The sequence below is a fragment of the Janibacter zhangyanbonis genome (assembly GCF_050507325.1).
Classification (GTDB): domain Bacteria; phylum Actinomycetota; class Actinomycetes; order Actinomycetales; family Dermatophilaceae; genus Janibacter.
In genome coordinates this window covers 747,335-770,065 of sequence record NZ_CP191481.1, presented here as the reverse complement: position 1 = coordinate 770,065, position 22,731 = coordinate 747,335, and the positions used below count along the sequence as shown (strand labels likewise).

The window sequence follows — 22,731 nt, the reverse complement described above, 5'->3', positions numbered from 1 at the left end:
CTACTCCGGCTGCTTCGTCGCGGCGGGGCGCACCCGGTCGGACGCGGTCCGCAGGTACTCGACCGCCTCGACGAGGTCGTCGGTGACGAAGAGCCGGTCGATGTCCTCGGGGCTGATCATGCCGCCCTCGAGGACCGAGTCGCGCAGCCAGTCGATCAGGCCCTGCCAGTAGTCGACGCCGACGAGCACGATCGGGAAGCTCGTCACCTTGCCCGTCTGGGCGAGGGTGACCGCCTCGAAGACCTCGTCGAGCGTGCCGAAGCCTCCGGGCAGGACGACGAAGCCCTCGCTGTACTTGACGAACATCGTCTTGCGGGCGAAGAAGTAGCGGAAGTTGATGCCGAGGTCGCAGTAGGGGTTCAGACCCGCCTCGAAGGGCAGCTCGATCCCCAGGCCGACGCTCGTGCCGCCGGCCTCCCTGGCCCCACGGTTGGCCGCCTCCATGGCGCCCGGACCGCCGCCGGTGATGACGGCGTAGCCGGCCTCGGCGACGAGGCGGCCGAGCTCGATGCCCTGGGCGTAGCGCGGCGAGTCCACGGGGGTGCGGGCGCTGCCGAAGATGCTCACGGCCGGCCCGAGCTCGGCCAGCGCGCCGAAGCCCTCGACGAACTCGGCCTGGATGCGCAGCACCCGCCACGGGTCGGTGTGCAGCCAGTCGGCGTGCCCGCGGTCGTCGAGGAGCCGCTGGTCGGTGGTCGACTTGGGCACCTGACGGCCTCGCATGAGGACCGGGCCCTTGTGGTACCAGCGGTCGGACGCCGGCTGCTGCTTCCCCTGATCAGTCACGGTCTCGACCCTACGCGAGCCACCGCAGCACCGCGGCCTCCGCCGTCTCGATCTGCTCGACCGGGCAGCGCTCCTCGTCGTGGTGGGCGAGGTTGGGGTCCCCGGGCCCGAAGTTGACCGCCGGGATGCCGAGCGCGGAGAAGCGCGCGACGTCGGTCCAGCCCTCCTTGGGCCCGACGGGCACGTCGAGCGCGGCGACGAAGGCCTGCGCTGCAGGCAGGTCCAGCCCGGGTCTGGCTCCCTCGGCGACGTCGCGCAGGTGCAGCTCGCGGCCGGGCAGGACGGTCTGGACGTAGGCGAGCGCCGCCTCGGTGTCCTTGTCCGGGGAGAAGCGGTAGTTGATGAGGACGCTGCAGCTGTCGGGGATGACATTGCCCGCGATGCCGCCGGTGATGCCGACGGCCTGCAGGGCCTCGTGGTAGTCGAGGCCGTCGACGGTCACGGTCCGCTCCTCGTGGGCGGCGAGGGCGGCGAGGACCTCATGGGCGTCGTGGATGGCGTTGTGGCCGTTCCACGGCCGGGCCGAGTGCGCGGCGATCCCCTTCGTGATCACCTCGACGCGCATCGTGCCCTTGCAGCCACCTTCGACGGCCGCGTTGGTCGGCTCGAGCAGGACCGCGAAGTCGGCCGCCAGCAGGTCGGGGTCGGAGTCGGCGAGCAGCTGCAGGCCGTTGTAGACCGCGTCGACCTCCTCGGCCTCGTAGAAGAGGAAGGTGATGTCGCGGCTCGGCTCCTCGAGCAGCGCGGCCTTGAGCTGGACGGCGACCCCGCCCTTCATGTCGACGGTCCCGCGCCCCCAGAGGACGTCCTGGCCGCCGACCTGCTCGCGCCGGGTCGGCAGGTTGGCCGGGTCGCTCGTCAGCGGCACGGTGTCGATGTGGCCGGCGAGGACGACCCGCTCGTCGCGGCCGAGGTGGGTGCGGGCGATGACCGTGTTGCCCCGGCGGACCACCTCGAGATGACGAAGGGGGCGCAGCGCCGCCTCGATCGCGTCGGCGATCGCCTCCTCCTCGTGGCTCACCGACTCGATGTCGCACAGCTGCTGGGTGAGGGTCACGACGTCCGCGGTCAGGTCGAGGCTCGGCATGCCGCCACCCTACGACCGCCCCGCCCCATCCCCCACAAACTGTGGCTGGCCACAGCTTGGATGGTCGGCCACAGCACGTCGTGCGGCTGACCATCCAAGGTGCGGCTAGCTGGAGCCGGACGAAGGGGGGTGCCGCCACCTTGGGCGGGCCCGCTGTGGAAAAGCCCGCGGCGAGGCGTGTCGCGGACGCCAGACTCCAGCCATGGAGGACGAGGTCGAGCTGCTGCGTCAGGCGTCGGTCAACGGTGTCTTCTCGAGCGCTGACGCGGAGCGCCATGGCATCCCACGACTCCGCCTGGTGGCCCTGGCGAAGGTTGGCCTGCTCACCCATCTCACCCGTGGCATGTGGTCGACCATCCACACCGTGGACGCTGCCCAGACCCATCTGCTGAGGACCGTGGCGATCATCCGCCGACTGCGCCAGCCCGCGGGCGCCACCGCCCAGTCGGCGCTGGTCCTCCACGACCTGCCGATCCTCGACACCGACCTCGATCGCGTGCACCTCGTCCGTGGCCGCGGGCACGCGACCAGACGAAGCCACGACTACACCGTCTGGGGGTGCGCGGGTGGGCTGCGCGCGGCGACACGACCTCCCTTCGTCGACACGCCGCTGGCCTGCGCTCCCGTCGCCGTGGCGCTGACCCACACCGGGGTGACCTGCACTCCCCGCGCCGCCCTCGCCGCGGCGGATGCCGCCGTGCGGCGCGGCCTCGTGACGTCGACCGAGATCGAGGTCGCCGCCGCTGACCTGCCGCTCGGAACCCCTGGGGCGGCCGCCGTCCGGCGGGCACTGGCCGATGTCGACGGTCGCCACGAGTCACCGGGTGAGACCCTGACGGCCCGGGTGATGCGCGATCTGGGGTACTCACTCGAACCCCAGGTCTGGATCGGGCCGTATCGCGTGGACTTCCTCGTGACCGGAACCCGGGTGATCGTCGAGTTCGACGGCGCCGTCAAGTACGACGACCGCCAAGCCATCGTCGCCGAGAAGCGCCGGGAGGACGATCTCCGTCGCCGCGGGTACGTCGTCGTCCGGCTCATGTGGTCGGACCTGCACGACCCGGCGCGGGTGCGTCGCCTGGTCGTCGCGGCGCTGACAGCAGCCGCATGAGTCGGCCACAGTTCGTAGGGTGGGCCACAGCACGTCGTGTGGCTGATCATCCAAACTGCGGTCAGCCACAGTTTGTGGGGGCGGGCGAGATCGCGGGACGGGGCCGCCGTTTCGTAAGATTCGGCCCATGACGACGACGCGCGCAGCCTGGGGCCACGGAGTGGCCACCGTGACGACCGAGGGCACGGTCCTCGACACCTGGTACCCCGAGCCGGCGCTCGGCGAGGCCCCCGAGGCCACCCGGGTCCCCGAGGAGCTGCTCGCGCTGGCCGGCGACGACGAGGCGCGCGGCGTGCGCACCGAGGTCGTCACCGTCGCCATCGACCTCGACGCCGCCCCCGAGGGCGCCTCCGACGCCTACCTGCGGCTGCACCTGCTCTCGCACCGGCTCGTCCAGCCCAACTCGATCAACCTCGACGGCCTCTTCGGCCAGCTGAGCAATGTCGTGTGGACCAACCACGGCCCGTGCGCGGTCGAGGGCTTCGAGACCACCCGCGCCCGGCTGCGCGCCCGCGGCCCGGTCCAGGTGACGAGCATCGACAAGTTCCCCCGCCTCACCGACTACGTGACCCCCTCCGGCGTGCGCATCGGCGACGCCGACCGGGTGCGCCTGGGCGCCCACCTCGCCTCCGGCACCACCGTCATGCACGAGGGCTTCGTCAACTTCAACGCCGGCACCCTCGGCACCTCGATGGTCGAGGGCCGGATCAGCCAGGGCGTCGTCGTCGGCGACGGCTCCGACATCGGCGGCGGCGCGTCGACGATGGGCACCCTCTCCGGCGGCGGCACCGAGCGCGTCTCCATCGGCGAGCGCTGCCTCGTCGGCGCCGAGGCCGGCGTCGGCATCGCCCTGGGCGACGACTGCGTCGTCGAGGCCGGGCTCTACGTCACCGCCGGCACCAAGGTCACCCTGCCCGACGGCGCCGTCGTCAAGGCCGCCGAGCTCTCCGGCCGCAGCGGGCTGCTCTTCGTGCGCAACTCCGTGACCGGCACCGTCGAGGCACGTGACCGCACCGGCCACGGCATCGCGCTCAACGACGCACTGCACGCCAACGACTGACGTGCCGAGGGCCGAGCACCCACCGCTGCCCGAGGACCGGGGCCCGCGGTGGCCCACGGTCGTCGCGGTCCTGTGCGTGCTCGCCCTCGTCGGCGGCGTCGGCGCCTGGTGGGCCCGTGACCGCATCGGTCTCTTCCTCGGGGAGCAGTGCACCGCCACGGCGCTCGACGAGAGCGTGACCTTCGCCCCCGACCAGATGCACCACGCGAGCACGATCGTGCTCATCGGCGTCAAGCGCGGCCTGCCCGCGCGCGCCGGCACGATCGGCGTCGCCACGGCCATCCAGGAGTCGAAGCTGCGCAACCTCTCCTACGGCGACCGCGACTCCGTCGGCCTCTTCCAGCAGCGGCCGAGCCAGGGCTGGGGCTCCGCCGCGCAGCTGCAGGACCCGGTCTACGCGACCAATGCCTTCTACGACGCCCTGGTCAAGGTCGACGGCTGGCAGGACATGGTGATCACCGAGATCGCCCAGGAGGTCCAGCGCAGCGGCTACCCCGAGGCCTACGCCGACCACGAGCACGAGGGCCGCACCATCGCGTCCGCGATGAGCGGCCACTCCCCCGAGGGCTTCGCCTGCCGCCTCGACGGCCCGGAGGCCGCCGGCCGACCGGACCGCTTCGTCGCGGCCCTCGACGAGGAGACGGGGCACACCGGCACCGCCGACGGCCAGACCATCAGCGTCACCGCGGTCGACTCACGCCACGCCTGGGCGGTGGGTGCGTGGTCCGTCGGCCAGGCCAAGGCCCGCAACGTCGTGCGCGTCCAGGTCGGCGACCGCGAGTGGGTCCGTGGCTCCGGGGACGACGCGATGCAGTGGCGCGACGCCGACGAGCCGATCGAGGACACCCGCGTCATCGTCACCCTCCACGAGAGCTGAGCGCACTCCCCCCTTCGCCCGGCCCGGACATGCGGCGACCCCCTCCGCCCGTGAGGACGAAGGGGGTCGACGTGCCGTGCCGCAGGTGGCGGCTCAGCGGCCCTCGATGCCGACGTAGTCGCGCTCGGTCGGGCCGGTGTAGATCTGGCGGGGACGGCCGATCTTGGTGTCCTTGTCCTCGATCATCTCGCGCCACTGGGCGATCCAGCCCGGCAGGCGGCCGATGGCGAAGAGGACGGTGAACATCTTCGGCTGGAAGCCCATGGCCGTGTAGATCAGGCCGGTGTAGAAGTCCACGTTGGGGTAGAGCTTGCGCTCGACGAAGTAGTCGTCCGCCAGCGCGATCTCCTCGAGCTTCATGGCGATCTCGAGCTGCTCGTCGCCACCCATCTTCTCGAGGATGGTGTGCGCGGTCTCCTTGACGATCGCCGCGCGCGGGTCGTAGCTCTTGTAGACCCGGTGGCCGAAGCCCATGAGGCGGACGCCGTCCTCCTTGTTCTTGACCTTCTTCATGAAGGTCTCGGCGCCGTCGTCGGAGGCCTGGATCTGCTGGAGCATCTCCAGGACCGCCTGGTTGGCGCCGCCGTGCAGCGGGCCGGAGAGGGCGTGGATGCCCGCGGAGACGGAGTTGAAGAGGTTGGCGTGGGCCGACCCGACGAGGCGCACCGTCGACGTCGAGCAGTTCTGCTCGTGGTCGGCGTGCAGGATGAAGAGCTGGTCGAGCGCGCGCACGATCTCGGGGTCGAGGTCGTAGGGCTCGGCCGGGAAGCCGAAGGTCATCCGGAGGAAGTTCTCCGTCAGGCTCAGCGAGTTGTCCGGGTAGAGGAAGGGCTGGCCGACGCTCTTCTTGTGCGCGTAGGCGGCGATCGTCGGCAGCTTGGCCAGGAGGCGGATCGTCGAGATCTCGACGTGCTCCGGGTCGAAGGGGTCGAGGCTGTCCTGGTAGAAGGTGCCCAGCGCGGAGACGGCCGAGGACAGGACCGGCATCGGGTGCGCGTCGCGCGGGAAGCCGTTGAAGAAGGCCTTGAGGTCCTCGTGGAGCATCGTGTGGCGCGAGATGCGCTCCTCGAAGTCGCCGAGCTGGTCGGCCGTCGGCAGCTCGCCGTAGATCAGCAGGTAGGCGACCTCGGTGAAGGTCGACTTGCTCGCCAGCTGGTCGATCGGGTAGCCGCGGTAGCGCAGGATCCCCGCGTCACCGTCGATGTAGGTGATGTCGCTCTTGCAGGAGGCGGTGTTGACGAAGCCCACGTCGAGCGTGGTGTTGCCCGTCTCCTTCATGAGCGAGGAGATGTTGTAGCCGTCGTTGCCCTCGGAGGCCTTGACGAGGGGGAACGTCAGGTCCTTGCCGGCGGCGGAGAAGGTGGCGTCGGTCATTGAGTCATCTGCCCTTCAGTGGTGCCGTGCCCGCGGGGGCGGTGGCCCCGGGCATGCGGTTCTGCGTCTGAAACTACCCCAGTCGTGCGCTGGGTCACGAAGCGGGTCCGGCAGCCAGACGTGCCGCGGCTGCCGCGATCCGCTCGTCGCTCGCGGTGAGCGCCACGCGCACGTGCTGCTCACCGGCCACGCCGTAGAAGTCGCCCGGCGCGACGAGGATGCCCCGGGCCGCCAGACGGTCGACGGTCACCCGGCTCGGCTCCCCAGCGGTCGCCCACAGGTAGAGGCCGGCCTCGGAGTCGTCGATGCGCAGGCCGAAGCCTTCGAGCGCCGGGCGCAGGACCTCACGACGCGCGCGGTAGCGCTCGCGCTGGGCCGCGACGTGGGCGTCGTCGCCGACGGCCGCGAGCAGCGCCCGCTGGACCGGCCACGGAACGATCATGCCGGCGTGCTTGCGCACCTCGAGCAGACGGCGCACGAGCGTCGGGTCGCCGGCGACGAAGGCCGCCCGGTAGCCCGCGAGGTTGGACTGCTTGGAGGTCGAGTAGACGGCGAGCAGGCCCTCGTGGGAGCCACCGGTGACGCGCGGGTCGAGGATCGACGGCGTCGTCGGCAGGCTGTCGTAGCCCTCGCCGCGCGCCTCCTCGGTGCGCCAGTCCAGCTCGGCATAGCACTCGTCGGAGGCGACGACGACGCCGCGCTCACGGGCCCAGGCGACGACCTTGGCCAGGTGCTCGACCCCCAGGACCTTGCCCGTGGGGTTGCTCGGGGTGTTGAGCCACAGCAGCTTGGGTGCGGTGGCCGACGTCGTGGGACCGAAGGCGGTCGTGGCGTCGGCGGCGAAGGGGGTCGCCCCCGCCATCCGCGCGCCCACGTCGTAGGTCGGGTAGGCCACCCGGGGGAAGGCGACGGTGTCGCCCGCGCCCAGGCCCATGAGGGTCGGCAGCCACGCGACGAGCTCCTTGGAGCCCACCGTGGGCAGCACGCCGTCGGGGTCGATGCCCGGGGCGCCGCGGCGGCGCTCGAACCAGCCGGCGATGCCCTCGCGCAGGTCGGCCGTGCCCCAGGTCTGCGGGTAGCCGGGCGCGTCAGCGGCGTCGCGCAGGGCCGTCTGCACCACCTCGGGGGTGGAGTCGACGGGGGTGCCGACCGACAGGTCGACGATGCCCTCGCCCTGGGCGGGGTCGGAGGAGACAAAGGAGCTCGCCCGCTCCTTGGCAGGAGCGAGCGAGTCCCAGGGGAAGTCAGGCAGGTCCATCAGCGGGCGCCGACCATCACTCGTCGTGCTCCTGCGGGGGCAGGGCGGCGATGATCGGGTGGTCCTTGTCGATCATGCCCATCTTCGCGGCGCCGCCCGGGCTGCCGAGGTCGTCGAAGAACTCGACGTTGGCCTTGTAGTAGTCGGCCCACTCCTCGGGGGTGTCGTCCTCGTAGTAGATGGCCTCGACGGGGCACACCGGCTCGCAGGCACCGCAGTCGACGCACTCGTCCGGGTGGATGTAGAGGCTGCGCTTGCCCTCGTAGATGCAGTCGACCGGGCATTCCTCGATGCAGGCCTTGTCCTTGAGGTCCACACAAGGCTGCGCGATCACATACGTCATGCGGCACATACTATGACGCCCCATGAGTGATCTGCCCGCGGGTCTCACCACAGGTCAACGCGTCGCCGTCCGCTCCCGGATCGACCCGCCCCCGACCGCGGGCCCCACCCTCACGGACACCGTCGGCGAGCTCGTCGACATCGACGCGACCCACCTGTGCATCGCCACCCGCACCGGCGACGTCACCGTGGCCCGTGACCGGGTCGTCGCCGCGCGCGTGATCCCTCCGAAGCCCACCCGTCGCGGCGCCCCGCACCGTGCCATCACGCTCGAGGACCTGCACCTCGTCATGACCCGCGGTCAGCCGGGCGTCGAGGAGGCCTGGCTCGGCGCACCGGGCTCCGGCTGGCTGCTGCGGGCCGGTCTCGGGTGGACCGGTCGCTCCAACTCCGCTCTGCCCGTGGGCGACCCGGGCCAGCCCCTGCCGGAGGCCGTCGACGCCGTGGAGGCCTGGTACGACGAGCGCGGGCTCCTCCCCCTCGTCATGCTGCCGCGGCCCACCGGCGCCGCCACCGGTGACGACCCGCTCGGTGCGCTGCTGCTCGAGCGGGGCTGGGTCGAGGGCAACCCCGCCGACGTGCTCACCGGACGCACCGCCGACCTGCTGGCCGACGTCCCCACCCCGGCCGGCCTGCGCCTGACCACGACGGCCGCGCCGGACGACGCGTGGTTCGCGGGCGGCTCACCCCGCCTGGTCGACCACCTCGACGCCGCGCGGCAGGTCCTCGCGCTGCCGCCGCACCAGGTCTTCGCCACGGCCACGACGGACGAAGGGGAGGTCGCTGCGGTCGTGCGGGTGGCGGTGAACGACGGCTGGGCCGGCGTCTTCGGCCTGCACGTCGCCCCCGAGCACCGCGGCCGCGGCGTCGGCCGATGGCTCACGGTCGAGTCGCTGCGGGCAGCCGCAGCCGACGGCGCCAGCCTGACCTACCTGCAGGTCGAGCCGGGCAACGCGCCCGCCCAGCACCTCTACCGCGATATGGGCCTGACGACCCACCACGACTACGTTTACCTCGCGCTGCGCTGAGCGGCGGCCGACTCCGACGGCCCGTGCGTGACGAGGGTGACGTCGGCGCCGGCCACGGCGAGCGCCGCGCGGTAGCCCGGCACCGGGACCTCGAGATCGACGACCCGGACGCCGGCTGACGAGCGCGCCCCCGTGGCCTTGAAGGTCGCCTCCTCGACGACCCATCCGGCGACGTCCCCTCCGCGCCGGAGCGACTCGACGTCGACACCGACCGGCACCGCAGCGGTGGCGACGAGGACGAGCGGCCCGGCGTGCGCGACGCTCACGTGCGTGCCGTGCACGAGCGGCCGCCCGTGCGGCCCGCCGCAGTCGGTGCAGGTCCGCTCGACGGCGACGGAGCGGGGGTCGGTCCCCGTCGCGGCCCCCACTGCGACCCGCAGCAGCCACGCCCCGACGACGAAGCGCCCGAGGTCGGCCGAGCCGGCGATGCCCGCGGCCCGTGCCGCCTCGACCGGGTCGAGCAGCGGCAGGAGCGCCAGGTCCATCGCCCGCAGGTCCGACCACCAGACGTCCACGACGTGGTTGTCCATGTGAGGTCCTGACATCAACGGTTGTACTCTCGCCCTAGCTACTAAGGATAGGCACACCAACATGACTCCCACGGCGACGCTCACGGAGGTGGCCCGCCCGGCTCCCGAGCGCGTCCCGGGCCGGGGGACCGCCCCCTTCGTCCACCCCGGGTCGACCCGTCCCGCGCTCCTCGACGGCGACCGGGTGCTGACGCACGCCGACCTGGCGGCACGGGTCGCGGCGCTCGCGGAGCGCCTGCCCGACGCGGCGACCGGTCGTCGCCTGGTCCACCTCCACCCGACGCGCGACGTCCCGGGTGTCGTGGCCCACCTGGCGGTGCTCGCCGCCGGTCACGTCGGGCTCGTCACCGGACCGGGCGCGGAGTCGGTCACCGAGCGCTTCGCCCCGGACGTGAGGCTCGTCGGCGAGCGCGTCGAGGCCCTCTCGACCGAGCCCCAGCACCTGCTGCACCCCGACCTCGCGCTGCTGCTGTCGACCTCCGGCAGCACCGGCAGCCCCAAGCTCGTGCGCCTCTCGCACGACAACCTCACGAGCAACGCCGCAGCCATCGCCGAGGGCCTGGGCCTGCGCGCGGACGACCGCGCGATCACCTCGCTCCCCCTCCACTACTGCTACGGCCTGTCCGTCCTGCACAGCGCGCTCCTCGCCGGCGGCGGCATCGTCGTCACCGAGCGCTCGGTGACCGACGACGAGTTCTGGCGGCTGCAGGCCGAGCACCGCGTCACCGTCCTCGCGGGGGTGCCGCACACCTTCGACCTCGTCGATGCGCGCCTGCGCGCCGGGACGCCCGGGCTGCGCCTCGTGACCCAGGCCGGCGGCGCGCTCGGCGCCGAGCGGGTGCGCGAGTTCGCGGTGCTCGGCCGGCGCCAGGGCTGGGAGCTCGCGGTGATGTACGGCCAGACCGAGGCGACCGCCCGGATGGCGATCCAGCGCGGCGCCGAGGTCCTCGAGCACCCGGATGCGGTCGGGCGGGCCGTCGCCGCCTCGGCCTTCCGCCTGGACCACGACGTCCCGGGCGGGAGCGACGAGGTCGGCGAGCTCGTCTTCACCGGCCCCGGCGTCATGCTCGGCTACGCCGAGCACCCCGACGAGCTCGCCCTCGGCCGCATGGTCGCCGAGCTGCGCACCGGCGACCTCGGGCGGCTGGACGACGGCCGCGTGCGCATCGTCGGCCGCCGCGACGACATCGCCAAGGTCCTCGGCCTGCGCATCGACCTCGGCCGCGTCGCCGACGCGCTCGCGGATGCCGGTCACGAGGTGGTCGTCACCGCCGACGCCCGCCACCTCCTCGTCACCCTCGTCACCGACGAAGGGGGCAACCCTCACCTCGTCCGCTCGGTCCGCGAGCGGTCGGTCCGGGCCGCCGGCCTCGCCCCCGGGGCCGTCATCGTCGACACCGTCGCCGAGCTGCCCCGGCTGCCCAACGGCAAGACCGACCGGGCCGCGTGCCGCGAGCGCGCGCTCGCGGCGACGACCGGCGACCCCCTGCCCTCCGGCGACCAGCTCGCCGCCACCGTCGCCCTCGTCGCCGCCGCCCTGCGGCGCGAGGACGTCGACCCGGACCGCTCCTTCGCCGAGCTGGGCGGGGACTCCTACAGCCTCGTGCAGACCTCGGTCGCCCTCGAGCGGGCCCTCGGGCCCCTCCCCGACGGCTGGCACCGGGTCCCCCTTCGTCGTCTCGCGGCGCAGGCCGGCACCCCCGGACGCGTCGTGCGCTGGGCCGAGACACCCGTCGTCGTGCGCGCTCTCGCCGCCCTGGCGATCTGCGCCAGCCACCTCGGGATCATCTCCGTCCCCGGCGGCGCGCACACCCTCCTCGCCCTCGCCGGCTGGTCGCTCACCACGTTCACCCTCGACGACCCGCGGCCCGCGGAGCGGCGCCGACGCGGCCTGCGCTCGATCGCGACCTTCGCGGTGCCGTCGATGGCGGTCGCCCTCTTCGGGCTGGTCACCGCCTCGGGCTACGGCTGGGAGAACGTGCTGCTCGTCAACTGGCTCGTGGGCGAGGTCGAGTGGGGCGCCCGGATCAACCTGTGGTTCATCGAGGCCCTGCTCGCCTGCAGCGTGCTCGCCCTCGCGCTCGTCTCCGTGCCCGCGCTCGGGCGGCTCCACGTGCGCCACCCGTGGGCGTGGAGCATGGCCCTGGCCGCGGTCGCCCTGGTGCCCCGGTGGATCCTCGTCCCGGAGTCGACCGGCGCGACGCGTGGCCTGCCCGGGTCCGTCTTGTGGCTCTTCGCCCTGGGCATGGCCCTCGGCGCCGCCCGCACCCACCGCCAGCGCGCGGCGACCCTGGCGCTCACCGCCGTCGGCATGTGGGACTTCTTCGTCGAGCCCAGCCGCGGCCTGACGGTGCTCGTCGCGATCGCCGTCCTCGGCCTCGTCCCGCGCGTGCCGCTCCCGCGCCCCCTCGCCCTCCCGCTCGGGCTCGTCGCGGCCGCGTCGCTGCACATCTACCTCGTCCAGTGGCAGGTCTTCCGGGTCGTGGACGACCCGTGGCTCGCCCTGGCCGGGTCCCTCGTCCTCGGGGTCGTGCTGTGGTGGCTGCTGCAGCGCCCGACGCACGCCCTGGCCGACCTGGCCACCCGGGACCGCCGTCCCGCCCCCGCACCGACCGGCCCCCGGGCCGAGACCGCCTGAACGATCGGAGACCCCGCGATGATGACCCGACGCACCCTCATGGTGAGCGCCCTCGGCGCCTCCGTCCTCGCCCTCGCCGCCTGCGGCGGCTCGGACGGCCCGGCGACCGACCCGGACGCGCTGCAGATCTACTCCAGCCAGCACGACACCCTCACCAAGGCCTGGGCCGAGGGCTTCACCAAGAAGACCGGCATCAAGACGCAGGTCCGCGCCGGCAAGGACTCCTCGATGGGTCACCAGATCGTCCAGGAGGGCGAGGCCTCGCCCGCCGACGTCTTCCTCACCGAGAACAGCCCCGCGATGACTCTCGTCGAGGAGGCGAAGCTGCTCGCCCCCATCGACGCGAAGACGCTCGCCAAGGTGCCCGAGGACCGCCGCCCCAGCAGCGGCGACTGGACGAGCGTGGCCGCCCGGTCCACCGTCCTCGTCTACAACCCCGACAAGATCGACGCCAAGGACCTGCCGGCCTCGCTCATGGACCTGCAGGACCCGGAGTACAAGGACCAGTGGGGCGCCGGCGCGACGGGCGCCGACTTCCAGGCGATCGTCGCCGGCATGCTCGCCGACCAGGGCGAGGCGAAGACGAAGACCTGGCTCGAGGGCATGAAGACCAATGCGCGCATCTACGAGAACAACATCGCGACGATGAAGGCCGTCAACGCCGGCGAGGTCCCGATGGGCGTCATCTACCACTACTACTGGTACCGCGACCAGGCCGAGACCAAGGAGGGCACGGCCAGCACCAAGCTGCACTACTTCAAGCACGAGGACCCCGGCGCCTTCGTCAGCCTCTCCGCCGCGGGCGTGCTCAAGAACGCCAAGCACGCCGACGAGGCCCAGCAGTTCGTCGACTACGTCCTCTCGAAGGAGGGCCAGCAGGTCCTCGAGACGAGCGGCTCGAAGGAGTACGCGGTCGCCACCGGCGCCGCCTCCGACCCGGACCTGCCCACTCTCGACTCCCTCGAGTCGCCCGACGTCGACCCCTTCGGCCTCGACTCCGAGAAGGTCACCCGGCTGATGACCGATGCCGGTCTCCTCTAGGCACCTCGTGGTGGCCGCGGCGGTCCTCGCCGCGGCCATCACCCTGCTCCCGATCGGGGTCGTCGCCGTCGACGCGATCGGGCGGACCCCCGGCGGGCTCGGCGGCGCCGCGGACTACCTCGTGCGCCCGCGCATCGGCGAGCTGCTCGCCAACACCCTCCTGCTCATCGCCGTCACCGTCCCCGCGACGGTCGTCCTCGGTGTCGGCTCCGCGTGGCTCGTCGAGCGGACCGACCTGCCCCTCGCCGGCGTGTGGCGGGTGCTCCTCGGCGCCCCGCTCGCCGTCCCGGCCTTCGTCGCCGCCTATGCCTGGGTCTCCTTCCGCCCCGGCCTCGACGGGCTGGGCGGGGCGGCGCTCGTGACGACCGCCGCGTACTTCCCCTTCGTCTACCTGCCCGTGGCGGCCATCCTGCGTGACCTCGACGCCGCCCCGGAGGAGGACGCCCGGGCGCTCGGGGCCGGACCGTGGGCTGCCTGGCGGCGCACCGTCCTGCCGCGGCTGCGCCCCGCGATCAGTGGCGGCGCGCTGCTCGTCGCGCTGCACCTGCTCGCGGAGTTCGGCGTGCTCGAGATGATGCGCTACCCGACCTTCACCACCGCGATCCTCGTGCAGTACCAGGTGAGCTTCAGCAGCAACCAGGGCAGCCTGCTCGCGCTCGTCCTCGTGCTGCTGTGCGTCACCGTCCTCACCCTCGAGCACCTGGTGCGCGGCAGCGCCCGCACCTCCCGCGTCGGCCGCGGCGTCCACCGCCGGGCCGAGGCCGTGCGCCTGGGCCGCTGGGCCCCGCTCGCCTGCCTCGCGCTGACGGCCGTCGTCCTCGTCTCCCTCGTCGTCCCCGTGACGCTCGTCGGACGCTGGCTCGCGCGCTGGGCCGCCGCCCCCGCCGCAGAGATCGCGATGCGCCCCTCCCTGCTGCTCACCACCGGCTCGACGATCTCCCTCGCGCTCGCCGCGGCCGCCCTCACCCTGCTGCTCGCCCTCCCCGGGGCCTGGCTGCTCAGCCGCCGTCGCTCCGGGTGGACGCTCCTGCTCGAGCGCGTCACCTATGTCGCCAGCTCGCTGCCCGGCGTCGTCATCGCGCTGGCGCTGATCACCCTGTCGGTGCGCTACCTCCCGGCGGCCTACCAGAGCCCCGCCCTGCTCGTGCTCGGCTACACGATCCTCTTCATCCCGCGGGCGATGGTCTCGCTGCGCTCCGGCCTGGCCGCCGCGCCGCCGGAGCTCAGCGACGCAGCGCGCTCGCTCGGCAGCAGCCCGGCCGAGGCCTTCCGCCGGGTCGTGCTGCCGCTCATCCTCCCGTCGGCCCTCACCGGAGCGGCGCTCGTGGCCATCGCGACGGCGACCGAGCTCACCGCGACCCTGCTGCTCGCGCCGACGGGCACCTCGACCCTCGCGACGGCCTTCTGGGCCGCCAGCGACGAGTTCGACTACACGGGGGCGGCCCCCTTCGCGGCGATGATGATCCTGCTGTCCGCCCCGCTGACCTTCCTGATGCTCCGACAGAGTGGGATCGAAGAATGAGCACCGTCGACATCCACGGCATCACCGTCGGGTACGGCTCCGAGCCGATCCTGCACGGCGTCGACCTCACGGTCCCCACCGGCACGACGACCGCGGTCCTCGGCGCCTCCGGTGGCGGCAAGACGACCCTGCTGCGGGTCATCGCCGGCTTCCTCGCCCCAGACGCGGGGACCGTGCGCATCGGTGAGCGGATCGTGTGCGGCGAAGGGAGGTCCGTCCCGCCCGAGCGGCGCGGCATCGGCTACGTGCGCCAGGACGGGGGACTCTTCCCGCACCTCGACGTCGCGCACAACATCACCTTCGGCATGCGCCGCGCCGCGCGGCGCCGCGGCGACCGGGTCGGCGAGCTCCTCGAGCTCGTCGGCCTGCCCGCGAGCACCGCGAGCCGCCGGCCCGACCAGCTCTCCGGAGGGCAGCAGCAGCGCGTGGCCCTGGCCCGCGCGCTCGCCCTCTCCCCCGCCGTCGTCCTGCTCGACGAGCCCTTCTCGTCCCTCGACACGGCGCTGCGGGCGAGCACCCGTGAGGCGGTCGCCGCCGCCCTCGCCGAGACCGCGGCGACGACGATCCTCGTCACCCACGACCAGCAGGAGGCGCTCTCCTTCGCCGACCAGGTCGCGATCATGCGCGGAGGCAGCTTCAGCCAGGTCGGCACGCCGCACGAGATCTACGAGACGCCGGTCGACGCGCGCGAGGCGGCCTTCCTCGGCGACGTCGTGCGTCTGCCCGGGCGGGCCGGCTCCGAGGGCATCACCTGCGCCCTCGGGCTCCTCACCCCGCGTGCCGACGTCGCGCCCGGCGACGTCGAGGTCGTCCTGCGCCCGGAGGACCTCTCGCTCACCGACTCCCCCGGTTGCCCGCACGGCACGGTCCAGCGCATCACCTACCACGGGGCCCACGCCCTCGTGCAGGTCGCCCTGGGCGACGGCATGCTCGTCGCCGTCCGCGTCACCGGCCGCCGCGCCCCCGCGCCCGGCGAGCAGGTCCCGGTGAGCGTCGACGGCCCGGTGCTGGCCTACCCGGGCTCCGCACTCGGCTGACCCCGCTCGGGTGGCTCCGTCAGGGGTTGGTGCAGGTGACGTCGTCCTGGGGGATGTAGGTCGTCGTGAAGCTCGACGACTTCACGGTGCGCCCGCCCTTGATGAAGGTGCGGGTGATGTCGACGGAGAAGCCGGGCGCGGGCGACTGGGGCACGCAGCCCTTCTTGTTGTCGGTGATCTTCTTGGGCTGCACGAGGTTGCGACGGGCGCTCTTGTTCGCCTCGACCTTGTCGTAGGCCTTGCGCCCGTCGAAGCTCACCGTCACCTCGTCGCCGTTGACCGAGGCGTTGATGAGGATGCCGGCGCCGGTGTCGTTGGTGAAGCGGTTGTCGACGTCGGGCCAGGAGATCGTCGCCTCGCGGCCCTCGGGGTAGCGCGAGATGTAGAAGGAGTGCGGGTGGAACTCCTCGATCTTCGCCCCCGAGAAGAAGACCGCGTTGAAGAGGGTCGTCGACAGCTGCGAGATGCCGCCGCCGTAGTCCTCCGTGAGGCGGCCGGCGTTGATGACGCCCGCCTTCTGGTAGCCCTTGGCCGCGGTGCGCGGACCGAGCAGACCGTTGAGCGAGAAGGTCTCGCCGGGCGCCACGTAGGCGCCGTTGAGCTGGCGAGCGGCGATCTTGATGTTGTTGGTGCGCACCGGGTTGTCCGGCAGATAGGTCGTGAAGGTGGAGATCTGCTCCTTGGGCAGGGTGCGCCGCGCCTCCATCGTCGTGAAGTCGGGCTTCGTCTGCTTCGACGTCGCCGCCACGGTGCGCTGCGCACCGGACTTCTTCATCGCCTCGGCGACCTTGGCGCCCAGTCCGGTGGAGTCCAGCTCGAGACCGGTGCTCGAGGGTGAGACGGAGAAGCTGCGCCCGTTGCGCGTCACGACCGCGTCCTGCGCCGCGCGGAAGCGACCCGAGCCCCGGCCGGCGGCGGCCGCCATCTCCTGGAGCTTCGCCTCGTCGACCTTCGCCGAGAGCTTGCCCTGCGAGTCCTGGACGGACACGGCGGCGGCGAGCTGCTCGGCCGTGACCTCGAAGGAGATGTTCTTCGCGGCGCCGGACCCCTTGGGATCGGTCGTCGTGACCTTCACCGGCGCGGAGACGAGCGGCGTGAGGTCGTCCTGGGCGAAGCGGTCGATCTCCGCCTGGCTCAGCTTCGGCTTCGGCGCGGTGGTCGGCACCTCGAAGCTCCGCTCGCCCGGCCACCCGTCGGCGATCGCCGCGACGGCCTTGTCCCGCTCCAGCGCCAGACCGGGCTTCGAGGAGGTCTTGACGACCTTGGCCCCGTCGAGGGAGACCTTGCCCTCGGTCGGCTTCTTGTCCATGCCGTCGGTGGCCTCGTCCACGGCCGCCGCGAGCGCGTCGTCGTCGACCTGCACCTCGACCTCGCGCTCGACGCCGCCGCGCACGTGGTTGACGAGGTCGACGGGGTTGAGGCTGAAGCCGGTCAGGCCGGCGACGGAGGCCTCGTAGTCGTAGGACAGCCCGGCGTCGGCCGGGGTGAGCTCGACGGACGTGCCCGCGACGTCGAGGGTGACCGGCTCGGCCTCCTCGTCGGCGAGCTGCTCCTCGAGCGCGCTCTGGGCCTCCGCGGGCGTCTTGCCGCCGACGGCGACACCACCGACGCGGGTGTCGGCCGGCACCTTGTCGCCGAAGTACATCGCCGCGGCGACGTAGAGCGCCGCGATGACGAGCAGCACGAAGGCGCCGGCGATCCAGCCGCGCCCCCGGCGGGGCCGGTCGACGAGCTCGTCGTCGCTCCAGCGGTCGTCGTGGGTCATGCGGTCACCTCGTGCTCGTGTACTGGCTGCGGTAGTAGATCAATGGGTCGTCGCGGCGGGCGTCTGCCCGGCTCGTCACGACCTCGCCGACGACGATGGTGTGGTCGCCGGCGTCGTGCAGGGCGCTCGTGCGGCACTCGAGGGTGCCCAGGGCGTCGTCCAGGAGGGCGACGCCGAGCTCGCCGCGGTGGTGCGGCACGCGCGAGAGCTGTCCCTGCAGCGGCCGACCACCGGTGCTCAGCCAGCTGGCCGCCGGTCGAGCCGCGCTCGGGAGGATCGAGATCCCCCACACGCCGGATTGTGTCACGGCCTCGTGCCAGCCGGTGTCCTTGACGACGCAGACGAGGACGAGCGGCGGGTCGAGCGAGACCGACGTGACCGAGTTGGCGGTCATCGCGTGGTCGTGCCCGTCGGCAACCGTCGTCACGACGGTCACCCCGGTCGCGAAGTGGGCCATGGTGTGCCGCAGGGTCGTCGGCGACAGCCCGGTCATCGGCGGGCCACGAGCGGCGGGCGCTCCCCCACGACGACGGCCGGCACGGGCTGCCCGGTCGTCAGGTCGAGCCGGGCGAAGCCCTCCCGCCCCGGCAGCCGCGCCGCGATGTCGTTGGACAGGGCATAGGTGCGCGAGGGGCCGAGCGTCACCTGGGTGCGGTGGTGCCGCAGCGCGGCCTCCTGCCGGTCCACGGCGACTTCGTCGACGATCGCGTGGGTCACGACCGCGTCGTCCACGACCGAAGGGGGCAGCTCCCCCGTCGGCTGCGTCCAGCCGTGCTGGGCCGGCGCGTGCAGCGTGGCGAGGACCTCGCGGTCCTCCAGGGCCCACGAGCGCGGGGTGAAGACGCCGAAGAGCGCCGGGCGGCTGCCCTCGGGCCGGGCGGCCACGGCCGCCCGGGTCACCTCGTGGGTGCGGATGTGGTCGGGGTGGGCATAGCCACCGTGGGCGTCATAGGTGACGACGACGTCGGGGTCGATCTCGTCGATGACCGCGCCGACGGCGGCGACCGCATCGTCGGTGTCGGAGCGCACCCACGCGCGCGGGTCGTGCGCGCTCGGCGTGCCGGCCATGCCTGAGTCGCGCCACCGCGAGAGCCGGCCGGCGGCCGGGTCCTCGCCGAGCACCCGGCTGCGGGCGCCGATGGCCGTCATCGCGCCGCGCAGCTCGTCGCGGCGGAAGTCGCCGAGGGTGTCCTCGTGGTCGGCGTCGAGGTGCGCCAGCTCGGGCGGGATGACCTCGCCCTGCTCCCCGAGGGTGCAGGTGAGCACGTGCACCTCGTCGCCGGCGGCGACGTGGTGCGCGATGGCGACCCCCGTCGCGAGGCTCTCGTCGTCGGGGTGGGCGTGCACGAAGAGCAGCCGCGCGGGCCGCCCTTCGACCAGGACGGGCTCAGCGCGGCTCATCGCGACACCCCGATCAGACCCATCTCCGGCGTCCCGCCGTGCACGGGGTTGCCGACGAGCGAGGTGACCTCGGAGCCGGCGACATAGGTCAGCCGGCTCTGGCGAAGGGGGATGTAGGCCCCGTCGCGCAGGAGGTCGGTGTCGACGTCGGCCCAGGCCTTCGCCCGCTTGCCGCGGTCGGTCTGCTTGCTCGCCCGGTCCATCGCGGCGTCGACCTTGCGGTCGGCGAGCAGGCCGTAGTCGCGGCCGACCGAGGTCTTCGACAGGTTGACCCGGTCGTCGAAGAGCGGCGGCAGGACGCTGCCGGCCGAGGGGATGTCGGGGCCCCAGTTGGCCCAGACGACGTCGAGGTCCTCGGCGACCTTGCGGGTGCCGATCTGCTCGAAGTAGTCGTCCTCGGGGATCGCCTTGAGCGTGACGTCGAAGCCCGCGTCCTCCCACGGGCCCTCGAGCGCTCGCATCGCCGCGTCGGCACCCTCCGTGTCGCGGTAGCCGACGGTGATCTTCACCGGGGTGCGCACCTTGGCCTCGCGCAGCTGCTCGCGAGCGGCGGCGGTGTCGCCGCTCGGGCCGTGGTCGAGCACGGTGTCGTGGGCGGAGGGCAGCGCGGTGCCGAGCAGCGACCAGGTCGGGGTGCCGGAGCCGGCGCCGAGCGCCTCGGTGTAGGCCTCGCGGTGGGTCGCGGCGGCCAGTGCGGTACGCACCGAGGACTTCTTCAGCGCGCTGCTGCGCACGTTGACCGCGAGGTAGTCGACGAGCTGCCCGTCGACGGAGACGGTCTGCGCGAGGTCGCCGGCCTCGTCCACGGCGGGCGCGAGGGAGGCGGGCAGCGGGTCGAGCGCGAGCGTGCGTCCGCCGTCCTTGCCCTCGACGATCGTCTCGACGGCGTCCTTGGGCTCGACGCCCTCGCGGTGCTCGATGGTCCGGGGGCCGGTGCGGCGCAGCGGGTCGCTGCTGCGCGACCACTCGCGGTTGCGCACCCACGTGCCGCCCTTGCTCGGGTCCCACCCGTCCTCGAGGCGGTAGGGACCGGAGGAGAAGGCCGCGTGCGTCGCGTCCTTGCCCTCCTGCGAGGCCTTGAAGGGGGCGAACTCCGGCAGCGAGACGATCTCGCCGAAGTTGCCCACGGGCTCGGCGAGGTGGAAGACGACCGTCCGCTCGTCGCGGCACTCGACCGCCCGCTCCAGGAGCCGACGGTTGGCGGCGGAGGTACCCCCCTTCGCCAGCGGTCCGGGGTAGCGCGAGGTGCCGTCCGGCTTCTTGGGGATGTCGAGGTAGGTCAGGGCGTAGCCGCTGGAGGTGATGTCGGCGTCGAAGGAGCGCGCGACGCCGTACTGCACGTCCTCGCAGGTGATCGCGGAGCCGTCCTGCCACGTCACCCCGGGGCGAAGGGAGAAGGTCCACGTCGTCGCATCCTTGCTCGGGCGGCCGGAGCTCGTGGCGAGGTCACCGCGCAGGGTGCGCTGGCCGGCGAGGTCGGCCGCCGGGGCATAGGCGGTGAGCGTGCGCATCCACGTGCGCGAGGCGAAGCCCGCCGTCTGACGGCTGGTGATGCGTTGCGGGTCCCACGAGGGCAGCGGACCGGCGGAGAGCACGGTCAGCCGGTCCTTCGGGCCGCTGACCCCGCCGGTGCTCGTCCCCGGGCCGGGCCCGGGACCGCCGCCGGAGTGGGTGCACCCGGCCGCGCCCGCCGCGAGGGCGAGCGCGGTCGCGGTGGCGACCAGGGCGGCGGTGCTGCGCCTCATCGGCGCCCCGACCTCAGGAGTTGCGGGCGCGCGCTGCCGCCCGGGCCCGCAGAGAAGCGGTCAGCTCGACCTTGCGGATGCGGACCGCGTCGGGGGTGACCTCGACGCACTCGTCCTCGCGGCAGAACTCGAGCGACTGCTCGAGGCTCAGCTTGCGCGGCGGGACGACCTTCTCGAAGTTGTCCGCGGAGGAGGCGCGCACGTTGGTGAGCTTCTTCTCCTTGGTGATGTTGACGTCCATGTCGTCGGCCCGCGAGTTCTCGCCGACGATCATGCCCTCGTAGACCTCGGTGCCCGGCTCGACGAAGAGCGCGCCGCGCTCCTGGAGGTTGACCATCGCGTAGGCGGTGACCGGCCCGGAGCGATCGGCGACGAGCGACCCGGAGACGCGGGTGGTGATCGTGCCGAACCACGGCTCGTAGCCCTCGAAGACGTGGTGCGCGATGCCCGCGCCCCGGGTCTCGGTGAGGAACTCGGTGCGGAAGCCGATGAGGCCGCGCGAGGGCACGAGGAACTCCATGCGGATCCAGCCGGTGCCGTGGTTGGTCATCTGCTCCATGCGGCCCTTGCGGGCGGCGAGGACCTGAGTGATCGAGCCGAGGTACTCCTCGGGGGTGTCGATCGTCAGGCGCTCGACCGGCTCGTGGACCTTGCCGTCGACCTCACGGGTGACGACCTGCGGCTTGCCGACGGTCATCTCGAAGCCCTCGCGGCGCATCTGCTCGACGAGGATCGCCAGCGCGAGCTCGCCTCGGCCCTGGACCTCCCACGCGTCGGGGCGCTCGGTCGGCAGCACGCGCAGCGAGACGTTGCCGATGAGCTCCTTGTCGAGGCGGTCCTTGACCATGCGGGCGGTGACCTTCGTGCCCTTCGTCGGGCCGCGGCCCACGAGGGGCGAGGTGTTGGTGCCCAGGGTCAGCGAGATGGCCGGCTCGTCGACGGTGATGACCGGCAGCGGGATCGGGTTGTCGGCGTCGGCGATGGTGTCGCCGATCATGATGTCGGGGATGCCCGCGATGGCGATGATGTCGCCGGGGCGCGCCGCACCGGTGTCGAGCGGCTTGCGCTCCAGACCCTCGGTGATGAGCAGCTCGGTGATCTTGACCCGCTCGGTCGTGCCGTCGTGGCGGCACCAGGTGACCTGCTGGCCCTTGCGCAGCTCGCCGTTGAAGACGCGCAGCAGCGCGAGGCGGCCGAGGAAGTTGCTCGAGTCGAGGTTGGTGACGTGCGCCTGGAGCGGGGCGTCCGACTCGTAGGAGGGAGCCGGGATCGTCTCCATGATCGTCTTGAAGAGCGGCTCGAGGTCCTCGTTGTCCGGCAGGGTGCCGTCCGCGGGGCGGGCCAGGCTCGCGGCGCCGGCCTTGCCCGAGGCGTAGACGATGGGGAACTCGATCTGGTCCTCGTCGGCGTCGAGGTCCATGAAGAGCTCGTAGACCTCGTCGACGACCTCGCTGATCCGGCTGTCGGGCCGGTCGACCTTGTTGATGCACAGGATGACCGGCATCTTGGCGGCGAGCGCCTTGCGCAGGACGAAGCGGGTCTGCGGCAGCGGGCCTTCGGATGCGTCGACGAGCAGGACGACGCCGTCGACCATCGACAGGCCGCGCTCGACCTCGCCACCGAAGTCGGCGTGGCCGGGGGTGTCGATGATGTTGATCGTCACACCGTCGGGGGCGTCGTGGGCCGCGGCCGACGGGCCGTTGTAGTGGATCGCCGTGTTCTTGGCGAGGATGGTGATGCCCTTCTCCCGCTCGAGGTCACCGGAGTCCATCGCCCGCTCGTCGACGTGGTCGTGCTCGCCGAAGGCACCCCCCTGCCAGAGCATCTTGTCGACGAGGGTGGTCTTGCCGTGGTCGACGTGGGCGACGATGGCGACATTGCGGATGTCGCTGCGAGAGATCAGGGGCATGCTCGCGATCATCTCAGCCCGTGGGCCCCTGCCCCAAATGGACGAAGGGGGGACCCTCCCCCTTCGCACGGAGCAGGTGAGGGTTTTCCCCCTTCGCCGGACATCCTGCGGTCGGTCGGGTCTCGCTCCGATAAAGGTCGTCGCCTCGCCGCGCCCCGACCGCAGGATCGGGCTAGATTGCCGCAACCGTGTGCGCTGGGCCACTGGCGCCCCGGTCGCG

19 protein-coding genes are annotated in these 22,731 nt (G+C 72.7%); 8 read left to right on the top strand and 11 right to left on the bottom strand.

What is annotated here, in order from left to right; genetic code table 11:
* Both ACQBJO_RS03870 and dapE read right to left on the bottom strand, forming a co-directional pair.
* Window positions 1-786 (bottom strand): TIGR00730 family Rossman fold protein, encoded by a 786-nt coding sequence (locus ACQBJO_RS03870; RefSeq protein WP_421007099.1) that lies wholly within the window; start codon window positions 784-786, stop codon window positions 1-3.
* 10 nt (window positions 787-796) lie between these two features.
* Window positions 797-1,873, bottom strand: coding sequence for a succinyl-diaminopimelate desuccinylase (gene dapE, locus ACQBJO_RS03865; protein WP_421007100.1), 1,077 nt, complete (start codon window positions 1,871-1,873; stop codon window positions 797-799).
* A gap of 202 nt (window positions 1,874-2,075) precedes the next feature.
* Between dapE and ACQBJO_RS03860 the strand changes: the two genes are divergently transcribed.
* From ACQBJO_RS03860 to ACQBJO_RS03850, 3 genes are all read left to right on the top strand, one after another.
* Window positions 2,076-2,984, top strand: a complete 909-nt coding sequence (locus ACQBJO_RS03860; protein WP_421007101.1) for an endonuclease domain-containing protein — start codon at window positions 2,076-2,078, stop codon at window positions 2,982-2,984.
* Window positions 2,985-3,111: 127 nt separating this feature from the next.
* The gene (gene dapD / locus ACQBJO_RS03855; protein WP_255185465.1) at window positions 3,112-4,044 is read left to right on the top strand and encodes a 2,3,4,5-tetrahydropyridine-2,6-dicarboxylate N-succinyltransferase; all 933 of its coding nucleotides are present in this window, start codon (window positions 3,112-3,114) and stop codon (window positions 4,042-4,044) included.
* 1 nt (window position 4,045) lies between these two features.
* A complete protein-coding gene (locus ACQBJO_RS03850) occupies window positions 4,046-4,921 on the top strand; it encodes a hypothetical protein (RefSeq protein ID WP_421007102.1) in 876 nt (291 codons plus the stop codon).
* A 93-nt stretch (window positions 4,922-5,014) separates the two neighbouring features.
* Here ACQBJO_RS03850 and ACQBJO_RS03845 read toward each other — a convergent pair whose 3' ends face one another.
* The 3 genes from ACQBJO_RS03845 to fdxA all read right to left on the bottom strand — a co-directional run bounded on the left by ACQBJO_RS03845 (window position 5,015) and on the right by fdxA (window position 7,896).
* Entirely contained in the window at window positions 5,015-6,295 is a 1,281-nt protein-coding gene (locus tag ACQBJO_RS03845; protein WP_421007103.1) for a citrate synthase, read from the bottom strand.
* A 94-nt stretch (window positions 6,296-6,389) separates the two neighbouring features.
* Window positions 6,390-7,553 carry a succinyldiaminopimelate transaminase gene (gene dapC, locus ACQBJO_RS03840; protein WP_421007104.1) on the bottom strand — a complete coding sequence of 388 codons (1,164 nt, stop codon included), beginning with the start codon at window positions 7,551-7,553 and terminating at the stop codon, window positions 6,390-6,392.
* A 16-nt stretch (window positions 7,554-7,569) separates the two neighbouring features.
* Entirely contained in the window at window positions 7,570-7,896 is a 327-nt protein-coding gene (gene fdxA, locus ACQBJO_RS03835; protein ID WP_072626107.1) for a ferredoxin, read from the bottom strand.
* Between the two features lie 22 nt (window positions 7,897-7,918).
* Between fdxA and ACQBJO_RS03830 the strand changes: the two genes are divergently transcribed.
* Window positions 7,919-8,923, top strand: coding sequence for a GNAT family N-acetyltransferase (locus ACQBJO_RS03830; protein WP_421007105.1), 1,005 nt, complete (start codon window positions 7,919-7,921; stop codon window positions 8,921-8,923).
* On the opposite strand, the gene ACQBJO_RS03825 is transcribed toward ACQBJO_RS03830, so the two are convergent.
* Complete coding sequence (locus ACQBJO_RS03825) at window positions 8,905-9,453, bottom strand: 4'-phosphopantetheinyl transferase family protein (protein ID WP_255185461.1); 549 nt, start codon at window positions 9,451-9,453, stop codon at window positions 8,905-8,907. The genes ACQBJO_RS03830 and ACQBJO_RS03825 overlap by 19 nt on opposite strands.
* A gap of 61 nt (window positions 9,454-9,514) precedes the next feature.
* On the opposite strand from ACQBJO_RS03825, the gene ACQBJO_RS03820 reads away from it, so the two are divergent.
* Genes ACQBJO_RS03820 through ACQBJO_RS03805 form a run of 4 tightly spaced genes read left to right on the top strand, consistent with a single transcriptional unit; the run spans window position 9,515 to window position 15,691 of the window.
* Window positions 9,515-12,091, top strand: a complete 2,577-nt coding sequence (locus ACQBJO_RS03820; protein WP_430407148.1) for an AMP-binding protein — start codon at window positions 9,515-9,517, stop codon at window positions 12,089-12,091.
* Between the two features lie 21 nt (window positions 12,092-12,112).
* Window positions 12,113-13,132 carry an iron ABC transporter substrate-binding protein gene (locus tag ACQBJO_RS03815; protein ID WP_421007107.1) on the top strand — a complete coding sequence of 340 codons (1,020 nt, stop codon included), beginning with the start codon at window positions 12,113-12,115 and terminating at the stop codon, window positions 13,130-13,132.
* A gap of 10 nt (window positions 13,133-13,142) precedes the next feature.
* Window positions 13,143-14,654: an ABC transporter permease gene (locus ACQBJO_RS03810; protein ID WP_421007108.1), complete on the top strand. Its 1,512-nt coding sequence runs from the start codon at window positions 13,143-13,145 to the stop codon at window positions 14,652-14,654.
* On the top strand, window positions 14,651-15,691 hold the full coding sequence (locus ACQBJO_RS03805) for an ABC transporter ATP-binding protein (protein ID WP_255185457.1): 1,041 nt from the start codon (window positions 14,651-14,653) through the stop codon (window positions 15,689-15,691). The genes ACQBJO_RS03810 and ACQBJO_RS03805 overlap by 4 nt, the downstream gene beginning before the upstream one ends.
* Window positions 15,692-15,710: 19 nt before the next feature.
* On the opposite strand, the gene ACQBJO_RS03800 is transcribed toward ACQBJO_RS03805, so the two are convergent.
* Genes ACQBJO_RS03800 through typA form a run of 5 tightly spaced genes read right to left on the bottom strand, consistent with a single transcriptional unit; the run spans window position 15,711 to window position 22,511 of the window.
* Window positions 15,711-17,456, bottom strand: a complete 1,746-nt coding sequence (locus ACQBJO_RS03800; protein ID WP_421007109.1) for a VanW family protein — start codon at window positions 17,454-17,456, stop codon at window positions 15,711-15,713.
* Window positions 17,457-17,460: 4 nt separating this feature from the next.
* Complete coding sequence (locus ACQBJO_RS03795; protein WP_255185455.1) at window positions 17,461-17,949, bottom strand: flavin reductase family protein; 489 nt, start codon at window positions 17,947-17,949, stop codon at window positions 17,461-17,463.
* Complete coding sequence (gene mshB, locus ACQBJO_RS03790; RefSeq protein ID WP_421007110.1) at window positions 17,946-18,857, bottom strand: N-acetyl-1-D-myo-inositol-2-amino-2-deoxy-alpha-D-glucopyranoside deacetylase; 912 nt, start codon at window positions 18,855-18,857, stop codon at window positions 17,946-17,948. The genes ACQBJO_RS03795 and mshB overlap by 4 nt, the downstream gene beginning before the upstream one ends.
* Window positions 18,854-20,602, bottom strand: coding sequence for an ABC transporter substrate-binding protein (locus ACQBJO_RS03785; RefSeq protein WP_421007111.1), 1,749 nt, complete (start codon window positions 20,600-20,602; stop codon window positions 18,854-18,856). Before ACQBJO_RS03785 ends, mshB begins: the two co-directional genes overlap by 4 nt.
* 13 nt (window positions 20,603-20,615) lie before the next feature.
* Window positions 20,616-22,511: a translational GTPase TypA gene (gene typA / locus ACQBJO_RS03780; protein WP_255185452.1), complete on the bottom strand. Its 1,896-nt coding sequence runs from the start codon at window positions 22,509-22,511 to the stop codon at window positions 20,616-20,618.
* Between the last annotated feature and the right edge of the window lie 220 nt (window positions 22,512-22,731).